This is a genomic window from Neobacillus sp. NPDC058068, from assembly GCF_042885335.1.
GTDB lineage: Bacteria > Bacillota > Bacilli > Bacillales > Cytobacillaceae > Neobacillus.
Genome location: NZ_JBHVSI010000009.1, coordinates 117775 through 138323, shown reverse-complemented (window position 1 = coordinate 138323; position 20549 = coordinate 117775). Strand labels below are relative to the sequence as shown.

The 20549-nt window shown below is 39.1% G+C and carries 17 protein-coding genes; 7 read left to right on the top strand and 10 right to left on the bottom strand.

The genetic code is table 11. The annotated features are described in order from the left end of the window. Positions 1-114 precede the first annotated feature (114 nt). Both ACFVSW_RS12525 and ACFVSW_RS12520 read left to right on the top strand, forming a co-directional pair. Complete coding sequence (locus tag ACFVSW_RS12525) at positions 115-1011, top strand: RCC1 domain-containing protein (RefSeq protein WP_387316327.1); 897 nt, start codon at positions 115-117, stop codon at positions 1009-1011. 238 nt (positions 1012-1249) lie between these two features. Next, a complete protein-coding gene (locus ACFVSW_RS12520) occupies positions 1250-1789 on the top strand; it encodes a VanZ family protein (protein WP_387316325.1) in 540 nt (179 codons plus the stop codon). A 453-nt stretch (positions 1790-2242) separates the two neighbouring features. Here ACFVSW_RS12520 and ACFVSW_RS12515 read toward each other — a convergent pair whose 3' ends face one another. The 7 genes from ACFVSW_RS12515 to ACFVSW_RS12485 all read right to left on the bottom strand — a co-directional run bounded on the left by ACFVSW_RS12515 (position 2243) and on the right by ACFVSW_RS12485 (position 12747). Next, positions 2243-4153, bottom strand: a complete 1911-nt coding sequence (locus ACFVSW_RS12515) for a PhoX family protein (RefSeq protein WP_387316323.1) — start codon at positions 4151-4153, stop codon at positions 2243-2245. Positions 4154-4505: 352 nt separating this feature from the next. Then, the gene (locus ACFVSW_RS12510) at positions 4506-7721 is read right to left on the bottom strand and encodes a chromosome segregation protein SMC (RefSeq protein WP_387316320.1); all 3216 of its coding nucleotides are present in this window, start codon (positions 7719-7721) and stop codon (positions 4506-4508) included. Further along, positions 7718-8443, bottom strand: coding sequence for a hypothetical protein (locus tag ACFVSW_RS12505; protein WP_387316319.1), 726 nt, complete (start codon positions 8441-8443; stop codon positions 7718-7720). Before ACFVSW_RS12505 ends, ACFVSW_RS12510 begins: the two co-directional genes overlap by 4 nt. Next, positions 8385-9815 carry a hypothetical protein gene (locus ACFVSW_RS12500; RefSeq protein WP_387316317.1) on the bottom strand — a complete coding sequence of 477 codons (1431 nt, stop codon included), beginning with the start codon at positions 9813-9815 and terminating at the stop codon, positions 8385-8387. Before ACFVSW_RS12500 ends, ACFVSW_RS12505 begins: the two co-directional genes overlap by 59 nt. Further along, positions 9791-11110, bottom strand: a complete 1320-nt coding sequence (locus ACFVSW_RS12495) for a DUF2399 domain-containing protein (protein ID WP_387316315.1) — start codon at positions 11108-11110, stop codon at positions 9791-9793. The genes ACFVSW_RS12500 and ACFVSW_RS12495 overlap by 25 nt, the downstream gene beginning before the upstream one ends. A 238-nt stretch (positions 11111-11348) precedes the next feature. Continuing rightward, positions 11349-11846, bottom strand: coding sequence for a DoxX family membrane protein (locus tag ACFVSW_RS12490; RefSeq protein WP_387316313.1), 498 nt, complete (start codon positions 11844-11846; stop codon positions 11349-11351). Positions 11847-12207: 361 nt separating this feature from the next. Further along, positions 12208-12747 carry a CueP family metal-binding protein gene (locus ACFVSW_RS12485; RefSeq protein WP_387316311.1) on the bottom strand — a complete coding sequence of 180 codons (540 nt, stop codon included), beginning with the start codon at positions 12745-12747 and terminating at the stop codon, positions 12208-12210. A gap of 243 nt (positions 12748-12990) precedes the next feature. Between ACFVSW_RS12485 and ACFVSW_RS12480 the strand changes: the two genes are divergently transcribed. Beyond that, a complete protein-coding gene (locus ACFVSW_RS12480; protein WP_387316310.1) occupies positions 12991-13533 on the top strand; it encodes an NADPH-dependent FMN reductase in 543 nt (180 codons plus the stop codon). Between the two features lie 136 nt (positions 13534-13669). Further along, positions 13670-14110 carry a YtoQ family protein gene (locus ACFVSW_RS12475; protein ID WP_387316308.1) on the top strand — a complete coding sequence of 147 codons (441 nt, stop codon included), beginning with the start codon at positions 13670-13672 and terminating at the stop codon, positions 14108-14110. 130 nt (positions 14111-14240) lie between these two features. Here ACFVSW_RS12475 and ACFVSW_RS12470 read toward each other — a convergent pair whose 3' ends face one another. Continuing rightward, positions 14241-14561 carry a plasmid pRiA4b ORF-3 family protein gene (locus ACFVSW_RS12470; RefSeq protein ID WP_387316306.1) on the bottom strand — a complete coding sequence of 107 codons (321 nt, stop codon included), beginning with the start codon at positions 14559-14561 and terminating at the stop codon, positions 14241-14243. Between the two features lie 302 nt (positions 14562-14863). Between ACFVSW_RS12470 and ACFVSW_RS12465 the strand changes: the two genes are divergently transcribed. The 3 genes from ACFVSW_RS12465 to ACFVSW_RS12455 all read left to right on the top strand — a co-directional run bounded on the left by ACFVSW_RS12465 (position 14864) and on the right by ACFVSW_RS12455 (position 17862). After that, positions 14864-15916, top strand: coding sequence for a M14 family zinc carboxypeptidase (locus ACFVSW_RS12465; RefSeq protein WP_387316303.1), 1053 nt, complete (start codon positions 14864-14866; stop codon positions 15914-15916). A gap of 251 nt (positions 15917-16167) precedes the next feature. Then, the gene (locus ACFVSW_RS12460) at positions 16168-16692 is read left to right on the top strand and encodes a DinB family protein (RefSeq protein WP_387316301.1); all 525 of its coding nucleotides are present in this window, start codon (positions 16168-16170) and stop codon (positions 16690-16692) included. A 30-nt stretch (positions 16693-16722) separates the two neighbouring features. Then, on the top strand, positions 16723-17862 hold the full coding sequence (locus ACFVSW_RS12455) for a winged helix DNA-binding domain-containing protein (RefSeq protein ID WP_387316299.1): 1140 nt from the start codon (positions 16723-16725) through the stop codon (positions 17860-17862). Positions 17863-18127: 265 nt separating this feature from the next. Here the strand turns inward: ACFVSW_RS12455 and ACFVSW_RS12450 are convergent, their stop codons facing one another. Together ACFVSW_RS12450 and ACFVSW_RS12445 are read right to left on the bottom strand one after the other, a co-directional pair. Then, positions 18128-19303, bottom strand: coding sequence for an amidohydrolase (locus ACFVSW_RS12450; RefSeq protein WP_387316297.1), 1176 nt, complete (start codon positions 19301-19303; stop codon positions 18128-18130). A 1-nt stretch (position 19304) separates the two neighbouring features. After that, positions 19305-20534 (bottom strand): Zn-dependent hydrolase, encoded by a 1230-nt coding sequence (locus tag ACFVSW_RS12445; protein ID WP_387316296.1) that lies wholly within the window; start codon positions 20532-20534, stop codon positions 19305-19307. Positions 20535-20549: the final 15 nt, after the last annotated feature.

The following is a 20549-nucleotide window of genomic DNA, read 5'->3' as shown; positions in this document are numbered from 1 at the left end:
TTTGATATACTTCCTTTATCACAACCATACAGTTCTTCCATTTGACGAGCAATCACTAAGTTACCTATACTTGTCAGGTAAATGGAAGAGTGCTTATATTCAAGGAGGTAAAACATGGATTTCTATTCACCGAAAGACAGGATGTTACAGGTGAAACGGTGGCCTAAGGATACCATAGCGGCGGGTCGTCGTCATACCGTTGGGCTTATATCGAACGGCACGGTGACGGCTGTGGGTGATAATAAATATGGTCAATGTGATGTAAGCGGCTGGCGTGATATGGTGGCGGTCGCAGCTGGTAATGTTCATATGGCAACAAACACGGGTAATGCTCATACAATTGGGCTAAAATCTGACGGTACTGTGGCGGCAGTGGGGTGGAATAAGCATAACCAATGCGATGTAAACGACTGGCGCGATATTGTGGCAGTTTCAGCGGGTTGGCGTCATACCATTGGGCTTAAATCGGATGACACAGTGGTAGCAGTGGGGCGAAATAATGAAGGTCAATGCAATGTAAGCGGCTGGCATGATATTGTGGCGGTCACGGCGGGTGACTGGCATACCATAGGCCTTAAATCAGACGGCACGGTGACGGCTGTGGGTAATAATCGGTATCACCAATGCAATGTAAGCGGCTGGTTCGATATTGTGGGGGTCGCAGCGGGTTATCTCCATACAATTGGCCTTAAATCGGACGGTACTGTGACAGCGGTGGGTTTGAATAAACATGACCAATGCGATATAAGCGGCTGGCGCGATATCGTGGCGATTGCGGTGGGTAGTTATCATACTATCGGGCTTAAATCGGACGGTACCGTGGCTGCGGTGGGTGATAATAAGTATGGCCAGTGTAATGTAAATGGTTGGGGCGATATCGTGGCGATTGCAGCAGGGTGTGCCCATACCGTCGGGCTTAAATCGGATGGTACGGTAGTTGCAGTGGGTGATAATGAATATGGCCAATGCGATGTAAGTGGCTGGAGCGACATCCAACTACCCGGCAATTAGTTTTTATTAACAATAAACCAGCGAATTACTGAAAGTGTTAAGGAGCATTGCTTCAGAGAACACTTTTTGTGTAATTGCATTTATTTTTCTAATTTGATATGAATTGAACAATATTAGCGATCTCATCTTTTAAAGAAACATTCCCTAATAAATAATATTATTATTTCTAGAAAAATGTTAGGTTTCAATCGTAAAGTAGGATAAAAGCTTAGATTGTAAGTAGGAATTGGGGATTTATATGGAGAAATCAAAAAATAATCAAAATAAAATAACTGCTGGCTTGTTGACCGTATATTTATTTGTATTAACATGGATTATACTCTTTAAAATGCAGTTTTCATTTCAAGACTTGCGTCATTTCGCGGATTTTAGGGGAATCAACTTAATCCCTTTTGCTGGTTCAGTTATTAAAAACGACCAAATAGATATTGGTGAAATAATCTATAACGTATTTGCATTTATCCCATTTGGAATTTATATCAGTATGCTTAAACCAAGTCAGTCTTTCTTGAAAAAGATTGTACCAATAGCGGGAGTTAGTTTGTTATTTGAAGTATTGCAATTCATCTTTGCTATAGGAGGTAGCGATATAACTGACCTTATGGGAAATACATTAGGTGGAATGATTGGAGTTGGAGTTTATTTTTTATTTTGTAAGCTGTTTAGTACAAAGGCAAATAAAATCCTTAATGTTTTAGCTTCAATCGGAACAATATGCATTTTTGCATTGGTGTTGTTATTAATTATTGGTGTTATCAGGTACGGGAATTATGGCTAATTGATGAATTGAAACTTCGGACATTATTAACGGAACGTGGATTGACATCGTTTATAGGCATATTGGAGCTTCACTTTCAGGAATTTTATACTGGAATCGAGGCGATTGTGGAAGATCATAATCCTAATTCCTAAGATTGATAATGCCCATGTAAAAGCTGAAGCAACTAAAACTGACAATCAATAATAAATACAGAGCCAAATTAATATAGATGAGGGCTGTCACAAAAGTCATTTTTTAATCACTTTTATGACAGCCCTTTTCATTTTTATAAGCACAATAACTTTATTGACTAAAGGCGCTTTAGGAGCTAGTTTATCAATTACTTAGTAACTTTTTCAGCGCTTATATTTCCGGCTGCATTAGAAGCTGTTACTTAAATTTGTGTTCCCTTATTTAGGTTCATTACCTAATATAAACTTATCATTTTTTATCAACTTCTAAACATTTTTGTTATTTCCCATTATTATATTTTGTTAAAGAAGGTAAACCAGAGATATAACCAATACCCCCTGTTTTATTAATGCCAATTTGTTCGTCAACAGCTTTAAGTAACTCATCTTTGTTAACAGCTGTAATTGACTTACCCTCTAATTCATCACCAGGATGTTGGAAATTACTGAAAATGTATGAGAATCCATTGCGGTCATCAGCAGCAAATAATCCAGTTGCTTCGGCTCCTGCTGGAACAGATAAAATACGATTTAATTCTTTCGTATCAACATTATAGGCCCAAACAAAGTTATTTGTGTGAGCACCACTATCTTCACCAATAAAGAGGGTTCTCATTGCTTCAGAATAACTTAAGTTATCTGGACTCGCTACTTTGTCTACATTTGCAGTGTTTCCATATGCATCAGCATTAGGAAGGTCTTCCCCTACGATCAATCCATGCATAGATGGTGCTACATAAGAGCTATGAATAGCATTTCCTTCGCTATCCTTTTGACCTCCTCGCAAATCTAATTGATAGGTTACACCAGCTTTAATTTTTGGTAATTGGATATGATCTGCTGGATCTTGACCCGTTGAATCTTTTTCCATGCTCTTACTTTGATCGGAAATAGCAATATATACTTTTTTATCCTTTTCGTTTAGTGCAACACCTTCCATTTTGTTAAATTCAGTAGTCGCACCAAGCATTGCTGCGTATCGACGTGTTTCAAGGAAGGCCGCTGCTTTTTCTTTACCAGGTTTAAGTTTTAGATATTCTGTTTTACCATATGAATATTGCTTAATCGCTTTAAAACCTTCTTTAGGTACATCAGAAGTTTCAAAAATATCATTGAATGTAATGCCGCTGTCAATAATTTCCTTCACTTCATTATCCGTTGTATGACCTAACTTAATCCATTGTAAGTCTCCTGAACCACCATTTTCAGTACCTGTTTGTATAAATTTAACTGCGTATAGCGTACCCGCTGATAAATCTTTTGCTTTATCGGCTACATACATAAACATTCCTGTATTAGCACCATCATCACCGTAAAAAACAGTTTTGTTATCAGGCATTACTTTAGCTAACTCATGGGAGAAACGTCCTGTGCTGTAATGTTTTACAACTGATGCTTTACCATTCTTATCTACTGTAATTTCAGGAGTGTAGCCATAGAAATAAGGATTTGCCTTTGCTTTATCTCCAAAATAGAATTGAGCGAATGATTCAACTTGACTTCTTGTTTTTGATGTGGAATCCGCAAATTGACGAGCATCTGGCTCATACTCTTCGGAACCTAAATGTGTATTCCATGGTGATAAAGATCCATTACATGGAATCCAAAGTCCATTTACTGCTGAAAAATCAATTTTTTCTACCTTTGCAGGTATAAGTTCACCTGTTTTTTTGTCCTGCTCCATCTCAGTTAAAGACATAGATGCTGGAACTAAACCGTAAGCTGATTGACCAGCAGCATCAATGGTTTGATATTCATAATGTGTAACCATATAAATTTTGCCATTAATTGGCATTAGTACACTATTTGAATCCGGAGCATCTGAAACAAAGTATTTTCCATCAGTACTACTTGGATCAACGATTGGATTTCCGTTCACATCAATCGGTGTACCTGCGGGGATTTTTTCCCCTTTAACTGTTGCTACCTTATCTTCGGATTTAAATAGATAGTTGTAAGACAACGGAAATGTTTTTACTTTCCCATTGCTATATTTCACATCAACGGTTGCATTTGTATATGTTTTTACCATTTCATCAATAGTAGTAGGTGCTTCCATTCCATTAAATCTAACAGAATCTATTGTACTATTTTCCTTAGCAGCAGCTGAAATTGGTAATATTGCTGGAACTGTAATCGCTAAAGCAAGTGCTAAAGTAGCTCCTGTTTTCACCATTTTTTTATTAATCATCTAGTGATTCCTCCTAGTAGATTTATTTCCATACAAATCAATTAAACCAAAACTTTATTAAAATAATGTTAACCTCTTGTATTTATTTTATTAATTTCATAATCCTATATGAAATTACTAACAAAAATAAAAAAACCATAAAAGGTAAAAACCTACTTTTCGGCTAATTACATATGGAGCGGATCAACTTTGACTGCGGTCATCAAATAGTTTTTCGTGATAGGAGAGACACAAAAAAAAAGAGTAGAGTGCTAAGATTAATTTCAGCATTCTACTCTTTTTTTGACTTAGTATTTATTTTTTAAGATAATGAATTCTAAAGAATTGAATACTTTTTAACCAGAAACCTCATTTACTTATGATATGAATCTTTCTTCACTATACCCACTATTTTACTAGAAGGAATGGTTGGGTCATGTTGAACAACTAATGCCTTTGAGAAGCGCTTTAGGTAATGTTCTTCATGCGATTTTGGTGTAAGGATGATCAACTTTCTTTTTAATTCTTGTACATATAAGTCAAACACCTTTAATTTACGGTTTTCGTCAAGGGCACTGTCGAATTCATCCAGCACAATGAACCCAGGTTTAAAGGATAAGTTTTGTAAAAGGGCCAAAGCAAATAGTAGTGAACTAAGTGATTCTTCTCCCCCTGATACACCTTTACCAACCTTTCCTCCGCGGGCCTTTGTACTGACATCCTCCATTGTCCCTCGGTGACCTTCTTTTCTTGCTTTTATGAACAGCTTGAAGTGTGTTCTTCCTCTTTTATCCTCAGAGGACTCCCAATCGACGTCACCTTCAAATTGAAAGTGACTCATATACGACTGAAATCTTCTTCGAATTTCCGTGACTCGCATATTAATGGTCGTTTCTAGCTTGTCCTTTAGTTGCTCTGCTCGCTCTCTATCTTGCTCAAGTAAAATATTCGTACGCTTGTATTCATTGTCTAATCGTTCAAATTCTTGCTTAACGGCTTCATAATTTTCAGGTGCTGCAGGGTCAATACCAGGCTCCCTTCTAGCAGCGTCAAACATTATTTTTCCGTTTTCACGCTGATTTTTTAAGTTTGTCACGGATGATATTTGATCAGGTAAAGATTCAGCTGCAATTTCTGAATAAACATGTGGAACTAGATCTTTTATTTCTGTTATTTCTTGTATATAATCAACCAGCTGCTGAGCCGTTACCTCCTTTTCTTCCTTTTTAGTATTCAGTTGATTGGAGATTCTCTTCACCACCGCAATGGAACGGACCATTTCCTCAACAAGTTGTTCTTCATTCCGCTTCAGTTTTTTCATTTTGCTTTCCAGCTTGTTTTGGTCATCTTCGAGTCCTTCTGAAATAGTAACCTGCTCATCATGCTGAGTCTTTAACGAAGTGAACTGCGCTTGAAGAGTTAATAACTGGTCATATTTCCCCTTCATTTTTCCAAGCTCTTCGTAAAAGGCTTCTTCTTCCTTCAATATACTCTGTTTATCTTGTAGTTGTAGCAAATGGACATGCAGACTCGTCCTTTTACCATCTAGTTCGCCTAACGAAGTCTGCATGTCTACTAATCTTTTTTTCTCCTCTGCTAATCGCTTGATACGGCTTTGACGCTCATAATCCGTTGCCATAAACGCTTCCGCTTCTCTTACAGACTGAATAATCCGGTTTAATTCTTGTGATTTTTTTGTATGACTGCCAATGAGTTCATTTAATTGCATCAGCCTGGATTCATTTATTGCGATGAGCCTATCCACTTCTTTTCTTCTGGCCGCTAATGCCTTCTTACTTAGAATATAGCGCTCTTTTTCCTGTGGTCCACGGATCCCCATTGTATCATGCAAGCTCCCATTCAGAATCTTAAATGGACCGTTTTTGAAAAATTGCCCTACCCACCACAGTGCTTTGAGTGCATGTGGAATGTCTTCATCCTTAATATCTTCCTTGATTTTCAGATGTAATTCAGGTAACACATCTACAGAACGGTCAGGTACCGTCTCCATTAATGGGACGTGATAAAGATCATTAGGGGGATCAATATGTTTTCCATGGAAAAAGATCGTATACTTAATCACATTAAATAGCCGTTCGTCTTTTAGTTGGGGCTGTTCGTCCAATTCCACCAATTCACGAAGAGGATAGGCTTTGATATTTCGTATACGCAGATAGGTTAATGATTCACTTTGGCGCTTAGATAAATCACGATTTTCCAGTAATGACGCCTGTTCTGCTTTCAACTCTTGAAGTTCATTTGAAACGTTCAATTTTTCATTTTTATAGGTGTTAATTTCTTCATCTAGTTTAGAAATGGTCATCGATACGTCATGACTGCTTTTATATTCAGCTAATCTTTCACTATGCTCTATATATAATCTTTCGTCTTCTTTAACTTGATGATCTAATTTTGCTATTTCCATCAGTAAATTACTGCGTGATAGGTCTAGCTGTTCATGCTGCCCTTTTACCTTATCAAGTCGGTTGCTGGTGTCATTGATCGCTCTGCCCAATCCATCTAACTCTTCCTTCACTTCTTTTTCTGTACGGGTAATTTGATTCTTTCGCTTTGTTAAGTCTTCAAGTTCTTTTTCTAGCTGCGCGATGGACTGCTTTTTAACCAGAATTTCATCATTTATTGTTTCCAGTAATTCTTCAGCCGCTGCAAGCCGGCCTTCTAACTCACCTTTTTCAATTAGCAGCTTGTTCAATTGTTCGATCAACTTTTCTTTCTCTTCTTGCTTGGATAAGATGGCTTCCTTCGCTTCTTCCATATCAGCGGATAGTTCCACCATGATTCCTTCTAAACTATTCATCTCTTTTTTCAAAGCTGCTTCTAATAATAAAAGAGATTCTGTATATTCCCTTGCACCACGTATTAGACGTTCTTGATTACTTTTAAACCTCTCTAAATCAGCCTGTTTGATTTGGAGTTCTAATTTTTTGTTATCAACACTATACTTGGCTGTTTTAAGAGTTTCAGTTGTTTCCTTTAGCTTTTCAATACTTTCTTCCCATTCACGCTGAGTTTGATCAATGCCATGCATCTCGCTAAAAATTCGAAACCGTTCTTCGGGGTTCATGACGGCAAATTGATTAACCTCTTGCTGATACCAAATCAGATAATAGGCATCAGGGTCAATTTTGTATTTGTAGAGCAAATCTTTCTTATAGGCAGAAAAATTAAATTGACGATCTCCAGATGAATATTTAATGGTATGTTCCCATTGATCCATTTCCTCACCTGTCGAGATGGAGTACTCTTTTTTGATCGGCTGCCCAGGTTCTTGGACCATCCTTAATGTAAATTGAATGAATGTGGCAGCGTCTATTTTCATATGGCCACTATTTTTAAATACCAGAGAAATTTGAGCTTTCCAGGTTTGATCAGGCAATAGATTTCGAGATTTTAACCCTTCCACATCTACTTTTGAAGAATAAAGTACCGCCCCCATACAATACGTGATCGTTGACTTACCTGAACCATTTGGACCTGTGATCATAATATGCTGGTCTATTCCAGATAAATCAATTTGCTCTGGCCGATAATCACGAATACCGGAAAATGACATTCTCCAAGGGATCATTCGCCTTCTCCTTTCTGATATAAGTTATAACGTTTAAAAAATTTCAATACTTCTTCTTTGTTCAACTGGTTTGACTGACTGAATTCTGCAGTTCGACGCAAGAACGAATCAGAAAAAAGATGCACTCCAATTGCTGTTAATTGAAAGGCCCTCTCTGATGAATTTGTTTGATAATCCTCAATCGCACCGATTTTCTTTAAAGGATCTATATTAAGGAGTACTCTTTGGTTTGCTTTTTTCGTTTCGTGCCCGAGTGCCTCTAGTAATTGGTCAAATAGTGTAAATTCATGCTGCAATACCTCTTGCTGGTAAAACATATACAGTAAAATCGCTAGACTTTCTTTTGATAAGGTGTTGCGTGCTGATTGAGCAGGTACCCTCATCAATGCTACTACTTGGTCGCGTTTTTTATCATAAATTAATTGAAAGTATCGGCTGATTGCTTGATTGACCCTTGTAATAAAAGAGAAAAACCGGTTGTCATCAGCTGATAAGCCAAGCTGCTTTTCAACCTCTTTGCGGGATAAACCAAAATTTCCGGATCGAATCGAAGCCGATGAAGAGAAGAGAATATTCATAAATGTTAACTCCTCTTCCTGAGTTAATATTCCTCTAATTGATTGCATGACATTTAATGGATTTACATTTAGTTCTTCTGCGGAATCATTCGGATTTTTCGTCTCTTTTGACAGGGTTTCTTCGTCTAATAATGTCCGATCCATCTCCATCCCTCATCCACTCCCATTTTTTATCGTAAACCTTCCGTTCTATGGTTTGTTTACCAGTTGTTATGGTTACCTTTTTATTACTAACTAACGCTGAAACGGCTGTCAGAGCATTAATGGCATCACTCCACTGATCGGTGGTTGCTTCAATGATAACCTGCTCGAGCGGTGCTTCCTCCTGCTTTTCAAAAAAAGCTTCAATGGCTGTTGTGTCGATCATGTTCTTCGTCAGAAGCCAGTTTGATTCTCCCATTAAACTCTCCAGCTCTTCCTCTGACAATTCCTCTGTTGAATATTCTACCGCTTCATCTTCATCAACGATTGGGTCAACTACTGGTTCATATGTCTCTAAATACCGGGTCGCCTCTTCTATGGCAATTGGCGTTAAAGGTGAAGCAAACTTAACCGGTATCCATAGCCCATCAATTGCTTCATCCTCATATTGATTTTGCTCCATAAAGCTTAATAACTGGTGGGCATTGGGGATATCCGAATCGAGCGGGGGATCGAACATTTTCGAAATGAAGGCTCGGACTTTCTCTGGTTGAATCGACGAGGTTAACGGTGTTTTTTGCATATTGGTGAACTTTACATACTTATTAATCATACCTAAACTAAGGTTCGTACCTTCAGCGAGAACAGCCGTCCCTCTTTGCATTAAATCTGTCAGCACTAAACTATCTTCGACTGTTTGGAATTGTCTGAACCTCTCCTCTAACTTTACCTCTAATTCCTTCATTAATTGGTGGATTAGTTCAAGCTGCGGCAGAGCGTTCCGGTCCGCAAGCATCTCTAACTCGCGTTCCCTTAAAAGAGCAATAGCATTTTCCACATTTCGAATCATACTTGCAATTTTGTTTCCACCTGAAATTCCATTGTCATCGTAGGCTTCGCTAATCTCTGCATCACGCCTTGCTTGGAATAATGATCGTCCAATATCATCATTCATATAATAAGCAAGAGAATCATTGGCAAGGCGGATAAGTGCATCCATCATCCGCTTTCCAACATCTCGCATTTTGATTTTTCTCGTTTGTTTTGAGATCCAATTGTTTTTTACTAAAACATTAATGATTTGTTCAACCCTTTTTTTCGATGGGGGATCCGTGTCATCGTAACGATTTCGATAACGATAATAGACGGTTTCTTCATTTTCAATTGGATCATCGAGGCCAAGTGCCTCTTCATTTAAAAGCTGAATGAGCCTTAGAAATCTCAAAATCTCTCCTGGAGTTTGAAAGAAGTTTTGAGCTCCTAAATCACTTAGAACTCCCGCTAATGATGAAATATCTTTCATCGACTGCATCATTTCTGGTGCCGATCCCGTTGTTTGAAATATAGATATTAAGCTTGAATCCACTTTTTCCAATGTTCTACACCTCCCATCATTTGTTCCTGTTCCATTCTGTCATTTTCTAAAAAGTCCATAAGATATTGTTCAAATTGGTACCAATCACAGATAACTTGCTGTTCCGGCAAAACGAACTTCATCGTAAGATTGTTGTGATTAGGGACTGCTTCGTGGATTTCTTTTGAGATTTGCAGGCCATCCCGATCGTAGTCACACCATATCATCACTTGTTCAATGGCACTATTGTCAAGAATTTGTACAATGGCATTTTTGTGGGCGGAACGTAAATGTCCATCAACACAAATGATAAGAGAATTGGTTTCTTTTAGGAAATACTCCGTAGCTGCCATTCGCGTCAGGATCGCTCGATTTTCGACCAGCCAAAGTGTCGTCGCTTTTGTTTGGTACGCTTCATCTGCTATCGATAAATTTGTTAAGGCATGAACAGGTCCCCAATCATAGGCAGCGTACTTCCCGCTCAGCTGTCCAGCGAAAAAAACTGGCGTAATTTGACCGAGACTTGTTAGACCTAACTCAACTGCCGGAACATTGGCCCACTCTTCTAAATGGTCAATAAACTCTTGCTTATAGGAATCAAATTCCTTTGACCCACCGATTTTTTGAAAATACGCTGCACCGATTTCCTTCCAATCAAATTCCTTCTTATGAAGACATAATTGACTAAAGGCATCGATAAAGTGTAAATACTTTAACCTGCTGCCCAAATGCCACTTTTGTGGAAAAAAGTCCGATAAGCTTAATTCATTCTGGTTAAGCTGATTCACTATTTTCACTATGTTTTGTAATCCACGCTCTTTTTTATATGAAAAATTATCAAAATGTACAACTTGAGTTGATAGAGTTGCTAGAATGTGGTTCTTCAGTTGAATAAATTCATGACGAGTTTGATCCACCTTTTGTTGAATCTTTAATTGTTCATATTGGTACAATCGAAACCCCATCCGATAATGGGAAGAACGGACCGTTTTCTCATCTTTCTCAAACCGCACTTCCTTCAAAATCCACCCTTCCTCCAGCCATCTAAAGGTCATGCGATCGTCATCATCTAGATCAACTTTTTTTCTGGGGGTAAATTTTAAAGCATCCAATTTATCATTGTTTGTCGTTTCTACTTTTTTATGGGGTTGGATTGATATAGTTAAAAGCCCGAGAATTCTATAGGTTCTCTCCGAACGCTTGATAATCTTTACTGCCAGTAAAAAATTATCGTAATTAGGTTGACTCCACTCCAGCTCCTCGCCGCTTTTAAGAAGGAAATCTTTAATATAGTTATGAAATGACTCATCTATCATACCGATACCTCATATATCATTTTATAGTATTATTTTAACAAACTAATTGGATAAAAGATTGAGGTATCATTAGGAAATTTCCTTGGGGGGAATCAAAGCTATGTTGAATTTGAGGGTAGAGATTAAAAGACCTTAAACCAACATTTAATAGTGATAACAAAAAATCAGGCAGTCATTGTGATTGCCTGATTTTCTATGGTTATTCTAAAGTAAGTTACGTTATGTGAAATCATAACAGCTATCGTGTAATTCCGGCAGCTTTTTTATGACCTTTGTTGAAATAGCCTTTTATAAATGGAACCGCAAATCGGTCAAGTCCAAAGTAGTAAGCACCGGCTCCTGCGAATAAGAGAATCATTGCTGCTGTATAAAGTATTGGATTAGTGCTTGTTGTACCAGCTAACATAAAGTTTAAGTTCATGAAGGCTCCGGCAATTAAAGCTGGAATTGTTGCTAAACCGACGATTAGACCAATACCAACAAGTAATTCTCCCCATGGTATTAATACGTTGAAGATATGAACGTTTGGCATTGCGAATTGTTGTAAGAACTCAGCATACCATCCTTGAACTGCTGGATGATCACCAGTTGCATTTGCAAGAGCACCTTTTAGGAATCCGGCAGCATCAAATCCGCCTGTTATTTTATGAAAACCTGCCTCAACCCATTGTAAGCCAAGCCATATTCGTAAAACTGTCCACATACCTGCTGCTAGAGGGGTTTTGTACCATCTCATCACAATCATCTCCTATTAGTACTTGTGAAATATTTCACAAGTTTATTGAAAAATTTTTGTGTCCCCTTTCGCCAAGGGGCTGTTCAGCCAGCTGGATTTTGTAGTGAAGTTTGTGATTATTTTCACTATCTTCTCTACACTTTAAATATACTCAGTTTGGATCCAAATGGCAACGACTTTCACAGTTTTTTAACATATTAATGTTAGAAATATGAATTTAATGTGAACAGGAGGTTTCATCCAGCAGCTAAAACCAAAATTCAAAAAATTGGTTAAAAAAGTGGCAGTCCCCGCTCGTGAATGTGGCAGGTGACTACCCCTTTTTTAGTTCAATAAACTTTCATATTAACCTAGTAAGCCACTACTTTAACTGCATGGTTGTAATGCAAGTAGGATCACCATCAAATGTGGCAATCTTTGATTCTGCCTTTTTTCCGTCATATTCAAACTTTATCTGATATGTTTTATCACGTGGCAGCCAAAAATCGATAAATCCATTAGATTGGGTCTTAACTTTTTCGTCCAGCACCACATTGCCATCCGTATCTTCGATGTAGACTTGAAACTCTTTATTCGCCAGTTCCCCTTGACAACCTGTCAAGCTATGATTTGTTCAGGGATGAGTTTGTTCGACGTAAGGAGCAATAGACACAAAAAACTCCTCTTTAGGCAAGTCATAGGCCGACTCTTTTCCATTGGCGTCAGTCACTATAAGTTGTAGTGATGTAATAGAGGCATTTTTGGCTTTCATTTTACCTGTACTATATTCGTGAACCATTTCCTTTATGTCGCTTGGTGCATTTTCTTTTAAAGAACTTCCTTCATCCGTACTTTTTCCACTACAACCAGCTAACATAATGGCAGCCAATAATAAAGTAAAGGCAATTGTTTTAAATTTCATTTAAGGGTATTCCCTCCTTGTCTCATGATATAAATTATTATATCATACCAAACCCCCCCACCCTATAATAGTCACAAAATCTTCAATATATTTAATTCCTTACCTGACTCCCTGCACATTAAAGCGTTACCGCATGGGAAGATGCAAATTAATTTATAATTTCATTCATTTGAGATACTATAATACTGTGTTACTTTAAAGAATAAAAAAATTATCCCAATCAATTAAACGGAGGCAGTATATATGAAAGTGGTAGCAATTATAGGTAGTATTCGCAAGGAATCATTAAACAAAAAATTAGCTGAGTATATTAAATCTCGCTATATTAACAAATTCGATCTTGAAGTTTTATCTTTAAATGAGATTCCTATGTACAATCAAGATATCGAAAATGAACCGCCACAAGAGGTTGTTGATTTCAAGGCAAAAGTAAAAGCAGCGGACGCTGTTTTATGGGTAACACCTGAATATAACGGAACAGTACCGGGCGTTTTAGTAAACGCAATTGATTGGTTATCTCGAGTAGATAAAGTGATGATTGGGAAACCATCGATTGTGATGGGTGCTTCAATGGGTAATTTAGGAACGGTGAAAGCGCAAATGCATTTACGTGATATTTTATTCGCTGGCGGCGTTGCTTCTCCTGTACTCATTGGCAATGAAGTATATGTAGGTGCTGCACATACGAAATTCGATAGTGAAGGCAACCTAACAGACGAAGGAACAGTGAAGTTTTTAGACACTGTGATTGACAACTTCACGACTTGGATGAAGAATTTTCAATAATTATATATCGGGGCTGTTCGTATCCAGTTTTCACTGGATTCAGGACAGCCCTTTTTTTGCTACAGGTGCTCCCTTTGAAAGTCTTATAAAATTTTATAATATAGGGTAAGAACAAATTAATTTTGGAGGAATCATTATGGAATTAACAGTTTATTTAGCCGGACAAATTCACGATACTTGGAGAGAAGACGTAAAGAAAAAGGCAAAGGAAAAAAATCTTCCGTTAGTATTTGTCGCACCTCAAACAAACCATGAACGATCAGACAATATCGGCGAAGAAATTCTGGGGCAGCAACCAGGAAATTTATATAAGGATAGTGCCGCATCCGATATTAACAATTTCAGAACACAGGTATTATTGCAAAAATCAGATATAGTCATTGCCCTATTTGGCGAAAAATATAAGCAATGGAATACAGCAATGGATGCCAGCACGGCAATTGCAATGAATAAACCTACCATAATCATCAGACCTGAATCATTAATTCATTCATTAAAAGAACTTTCCAATAAAGCGAATGTAACTGTCGAAACGGTTGATCAAGCCTTGGATGTAATAAGGTACATTTTTGAATAATGATTTTGAGTCACTAGGGTCAGGCACCAACTTTCAGGGTGCCAGGCAACCAAAGATAAACCGCTTTAAAATTCACAAGCAAAATCTCCTCTAGATTTTTGCTTGTCTTTTTATTTTTGTATACGTTTTTTCATCCGGCCATGTGCCGGATTTTTTTACCTTTATACAGATCGTCATCAAAATTAAAGGCGTCAAGGATGATTTCATGCAAATGACCCATCGTATGTTTTCCTGATAAAACAACCTTTCTCCAGACCGACTTCGCAATGGAAGGCTTAAAAGTATAGATACCATCAACAAATTTTTTCTTATTTCTTGGCAAAGTCCGTTTGATCTCCCCATTTGGAAATAGATCCACAAAGGGGTGGAAAAATGGCTGAGAACTCTGGTCCTCTTCCATCACATCGTAAAGTGTATCCTCTATTTCCTGTGGTACGTCACCAATTATCATATCTTCCAATTCTGTTACTGGAATGGGATTAATCTCGCCAATTTCCACATAGTTTTCAGAAAGACGTTTAAAAAAACGTTTGGTCTTACACCCTCAGATTATCGAAAGATAAGACTATCTTAATGTCTTCGACTGAGGGGGCCAGGCTATATTTATTCCTAAAATTCGCCTCAATAGGAAATTTGTTGGATTAAAATTCGGTAATTAATCACTATGTACAAGCTGCCATTTTATATATAACATTCTTCTTGTAGTGAATATTTTTAATTTTTCAATGATTATATCAATTGGAGGTTCTAAAAATGAAAAAGAAAGTCCTAGCATTATCTTTATCCAGTTTAATGGCAATTGGCGGAATTGTAAGCGTTCCCGTTTCTGTTGGTGCAGTGGGAGAAGGGCCAATCTATGGCGGAAATGAGTCGATTCAGACTTCTATTCTACATACATACACTGGTCTAGTTGATTTTCTAAAAACCCAAGATGCTAAACAAAGTGCTATGAAACTAGAAGTAATTGGTCAAACTGTTAAAGGCCGTGACATTTTCCTCGCGAAATATATGTCAAACCCTAGCAATCCGACTATTCTCTTTTTAACCCAGCAGCATGGAAATGAACAGCTGACGACAGAAGGTGCTTTAGAATTTATTAAACACTTAGGAACAGGTAAAATGAAGGGAGTTCTTGATCACGTAAACATCCTGATTGTACCAATGTTAAATGCTGATGGAGCTATGGGTGATGTCAACTTTTCCCTTGATGACTATGTCGCTGACGGCGGCAGGCATTTGACTCGCTATAATGCTGTTGGTGCCGATTTAAACCGTGACCATGTTGCCAAAATACACCCAGAGACCCAAGCCTTGCATAATAATGTGTTAAAAAAATATAAAATTGATTATATGATTGATCTCCATCATCAAGGAACTCAAAGTGAAATAGATGGGAAATATGTATCAGGTTCCATCCTTTATCCGACAAATCGGAATGTTAAGCCGGAAGTCCTAGAACGGTCGAAAAAATTAGGAGCTGTCGTGTTCAATGCTGTTAACGCAAAGGGATGGGGAAATATCGGAAAATACAATGGCGGTTCAGAGGAAACTATTGGCCGCAATGGAGCCGCAGTTCAATACGATATTTCAACACTCCTTTTTGAAATGAGGGGCATGTCTGATCACAACTATGAGTCTTACGTGCTCGGACAAAAAAGCAATGGTTATTTGATTAAGCAAACAATCACCACCCTTGATGCAACAACGAGAGCGATCGCCGATGGTTCAATTAAGAAAGCTAATACAAGCTTCTGGGATACCCTTCCATTCCAAACGACTCGGCCTTCTGGGGAAGAAACAGAATAAACACCATACAAAAGCGAATCGTGGCTGTCACGGTTCGCTTGGGGTTAGTAATTTTTAATATTCATATTCTACCTGGGCCATGGTGCTTGACCGCCAACGTGTTAGAGCTTTATCGTTTGGTGGTCAGGCACCACTTATATTTTCCACAATGTTTGTTGGGGATAAAGACAACGATATACATACACTCCAGAAAATGGTATTATATTCCACGTAATGATTATTAGGCAATGGAGAACAAGGAGGACAATGTATTGAAAAAGAATCCCACAAAAGATATGTATGATTACAATGTTTGGGCAAATAAGGAAATTATTAATCGCTTAAAAGAACTTCCGAAGGACATTTATCATCAAGACATACAAAGTGGCTTTTCCACCATTTCACATGTGTTAACCCATATTTATCTCGTAGAGCAATCATGGTTTGGTATTATCAACGGTCAAACTATGGATGAAGCTTTTGTCTTGGCTAATCAATTACAAAACCAGTTAGAATCAAAAGACATCGAAGAGATGGAAACCCTCTATGACAGCCTGTCCCTCAAAAACAAATCATTTCTGGCCAATCAGGAAAATATGGATCAAGTCATTGTCGTTAATAATCCTTATGCTGGATTATTGGAAACGTCTATTTCTGAATCAGTTCTCCACGTTGTTACTCATGGAAATTACCACCGTGGTAATATTGCCACAATGCTCAGACAACTTGGACACCCATCGGTGATGCAAGATTATGGTCTTTATTTATATAAAAGAGAAAATGCTAAGGTAGAATAAGCTGCTACAAATGATGAGGGGGCTTAACATTTGAAGATTAGTAATAAAGCTCCAAGCAAAGATAGTTTTCGAGGGATGCCTCTAGTCCTTAGCACTCGGGCCTTGAACCGCGCTTTACTTGCAAGGCAAATGTTGCTAACTCGTGTAAATATATCGGTATTAGATGCTTTAGAGCATCTTGTTGGGATACAGGCTCAAGACCCGAATGCCCCTTATTTTGGTCTTTGGACGCGGCTTGAAGAATTTTGTCCAGAAGATCTATCCAATCTCCTTCAAGACAAAAAGGTCGTGCGGCTCGCCTTGATGCGCTCCACCATCCACTTAGTGTCATCCCAGGATGGTATGAGATTGCGCCCCTTAGTTCAGCCTGTCCAAGAAAACGGCTTAAAAAGTTCTTTTGGTAAATACCTAAAGGGTTTGGATATACTGGCCGTTGCCAATGCTGGCCGTACTCTAGTTGAAACAAAGCCTCGTACATTTAGCGAACTTGGCCAACTATTAGGTAAACAGTGGCCGAATGTTGAATCGGCAGCTCTCGCAGCTGTCGTTCGGACTATGGTTCCACTTGTGCAATTGCCACCCCGTGGAATATGGGGTAAGAGCGGGAAGGCTGTCCATACTTCATCTGAAGCATGGATCGGCACTCTGCCATTCTCAAAATTAACAATAGAAGATATTATACTGCGTTACCTAGCTGCATTTGGTCCAGCTACTATTCAGGACATACAGGTTTGGTCGGGCCTCACTCGGCTCAATGAAAAAGTAGAACAACTTCTACCGCAGCTCGTCATATTCCAAGACAGCGAAGGAAAAGAGCTTATAGACATTCCTAATGCCCCAAGACCTGATCAGAACACTCCATCTCCACCAAGATTCCTTGGAGGCTTTGACAACATTTTGCTATCCTATGCCGATCGGAAACGAATCATTGATGAGGCCTACCGTAACATAGTATTTACTAAAAACGGAATCATCAGGCCAACCATTCTCATTGATGGCTTCGTCTCGGGAATATGGAAAGTGCAGAAAGAAAAAGGGGCAGTGAGACTCATTATTGAGCTCTTTAAAAAGCTTCCTGATGAGGAACACAACGCATTAATGGAAGAGGCAACTCGACTATTAGATTTTATAGAAGGGAAGGAAAGCTCCCGTGAAATACTGTTTGTTTGAAGTCTAAAAGTCCCCAAAGTAGACCCAGGGGGACGGTTCTAGCACTTGGAGGCCCTTCTCATATTTGGAGGCATTTTAACAAAGGCGTAGTTGCACTTATGCCAGATAGGAAAGTTATACTTTCCTACCTGCCAAACAAAGAGAATTTTTCTTTTACTTCTTTTTTAAAAATGGATTTCGGTGCCCAGTCACGTCCCGGATTTGGAAAAATCCGCCTGATTCCAAGTAGTTTAAAGCTTTAAAGCCTTGGGGTCTGGCGCCAGCCTTATTCATGTAAATAAGCCCAAGCATATTGCGCGTATAATTCCGCACCGGTAACGAGTGCGTCTTCGTCGATGTTGAATTTACCATGATGGTGCGCCCACTCTGTATCCTTTTCAGGGTTACCGCTGCCCACAAGTGCGAAACTGCCGGGTACTTCAGCCATATATTCGCTGAAATCCTCGCCGCCCATTGTCGGCTTTTCAAAATAGACAGCATCTGCGCCAAATGCCTCTGCAGCCACCTTTTGAACCAATTTAGCACTGTACTCATCGTTATTAACAGCCTGGGTACCACGGATATAGTCCACTTTTGCTGTTGCACCGTACATAGCTGCGACCTGTTCTGCATAATGCTTGAGCTGTGTTTCAATATGATCTCTTGTTTTAGGGTCAAAGCAGCGGACTGTTCCTTCAATTACCGCATTTTCAGCAATAACATTGAAGCGGGTACCTACTGTCATTTTTCCAACGGTTAGAACAGCAGGATTTAGGGTATCAACCGTTCTCGAAACAATTGTTTGCACATTCACCACAAACGAAGAGGCTACAATCGCTGCATCAATACAAGCATGCGGCAGTGCGCCATGGCCGCCTCTTCCTCTGAAGGTTACCGTAAAGAGATCAGCTGACGCAAAGGATGGCCCCGCTGGACAAGAAACCTTGTTTGTAGGCATTTGTGACCAAATATGAATACCGAAGACGTTATCCACCCCTTCAACAGCCCCTTGTTTTACGAAGGCTTTAGCACCTTCTGCTACCTCTTCAGCAGGCTGGAACAATAACCGGACATTACCGGGCAGATCTTCCTTGCTCTCATTTAAAGCTTTGGCAGCAATCAAGAGCATCGCTGTATGGGCGTCATGACCGCACGCATGCATTTTCCCTTCGGTTTTTGATGCATATGGCAGATCCTTATTCAATTCTTCCACTGATAAGGCATCCATATCTCCTCTTAATGCTACTGTTTTCCCTGGCTTTCCGCCTTCGATTGTGGCAATGACACCTGTTGGCACAGCTCTTCGATAAGAGATTCCTAGATTTTCAAGATAGTCACAGACAAAAGCGGTTGTGTTTTCTTCTTCCCAGGATAGCTCAGGATCACTATGAAGCTTTCTCCGAATGGCTGTTAATTCCTCACTATACTGTTGAATTGCTTGTTTTATTTTTCCATTAATCATTTTACAAGGCCTCCGTTAGTTTCTTTGCTGTTTCAAAAAATATCTGTACGGCATTTGCGATATGCTTAGAATCTGACCATTCCTCCGGACAATGGCTCAGTCCATCTTTACTTGGAATGAACAACATCCCTACATCCGTAACATCAGAAAACACCATGGCATCATGGCCGGCTCCGCTGTTAATTGAACAATATGGTGTTTCCAATTCACTGCTGATCTGTTTCATAAGAGCAACAATTTCTTGGTTCATGGCTTTTGGCTGCATAAATAACTGCTGTTCAGCCGTAATCTTAATTCCATTCGTACTATATGATTCTATTAGTTCGTTCAGTTTCCGGATGACATTTTGGATATGTTCTTCCTTGCCGGACCGTATATCTACTGTAAAAACGGTATTTTTCGGGATGACATTGGCACCGTTTGGAAAAACATTCAATTTCCCCGTTGTAATTACGGTTCCTTCCCCTTCTTCGATGGCGAGGCCAGGAAATTGAGCAATCATCTTAGCAGCGGTCACAAGTGCATCCGCGCGGCGATCCATCGGTGTCGTACCCGCATGTCCTGCCTGCCCTTCTACGGTTATCTCAAATTGGGTCAGCCCGACAATAGCCTCTACTACACCAATCGGAATATTTTTTTCCTCGAGAATTGGCCCCTGTTCGATATGCATTTCCAGGAATGCCTTAATCGTTTTGGGATCTCTTTTTTTAGGAAACGATGGATCCAATCCGATTTTTACCATCGCTTCTTCTGTGGAGATCCCATCTTTGTCCTTTAAATTTTTAAAATCATCCTCACTCAGCAAACCGGTAATGCCTCTTGAACCCATCAAACCGCCGCCGAATCGTGCTCCTTCTTCCTCGATAAGGGCAATAATTTCTAATGGGTATTTGGGTGTTAATTGTTTTTCGGCAAAAAGTGCAGCCACTTCAAGCCCTGCGACTACACCTGCGGGGCCGTCATAAGAGCCCCCATTTGGAACAGAATCAAAATGGGATCCGATTAGAACGCTCGGCGCACCCTTTAGCGTACCTTCCAGCTTTCCGAAGATATTACCCAATCCATCTTCATGGACCGCTAAACCGTATTCCTTCATTTTATCAATTATATAATCCCGTGCCTGCCTGTCTTCTTTACTATAAGTCAGCCTCGTAGTCCCTTTTCCAGGTGTGGCTGTAAACTGACTTAATTTGTTTATATGTTCTTCAATTCGTAGTTGAAGAGTCTCCATTCAAATCGCCTCTTT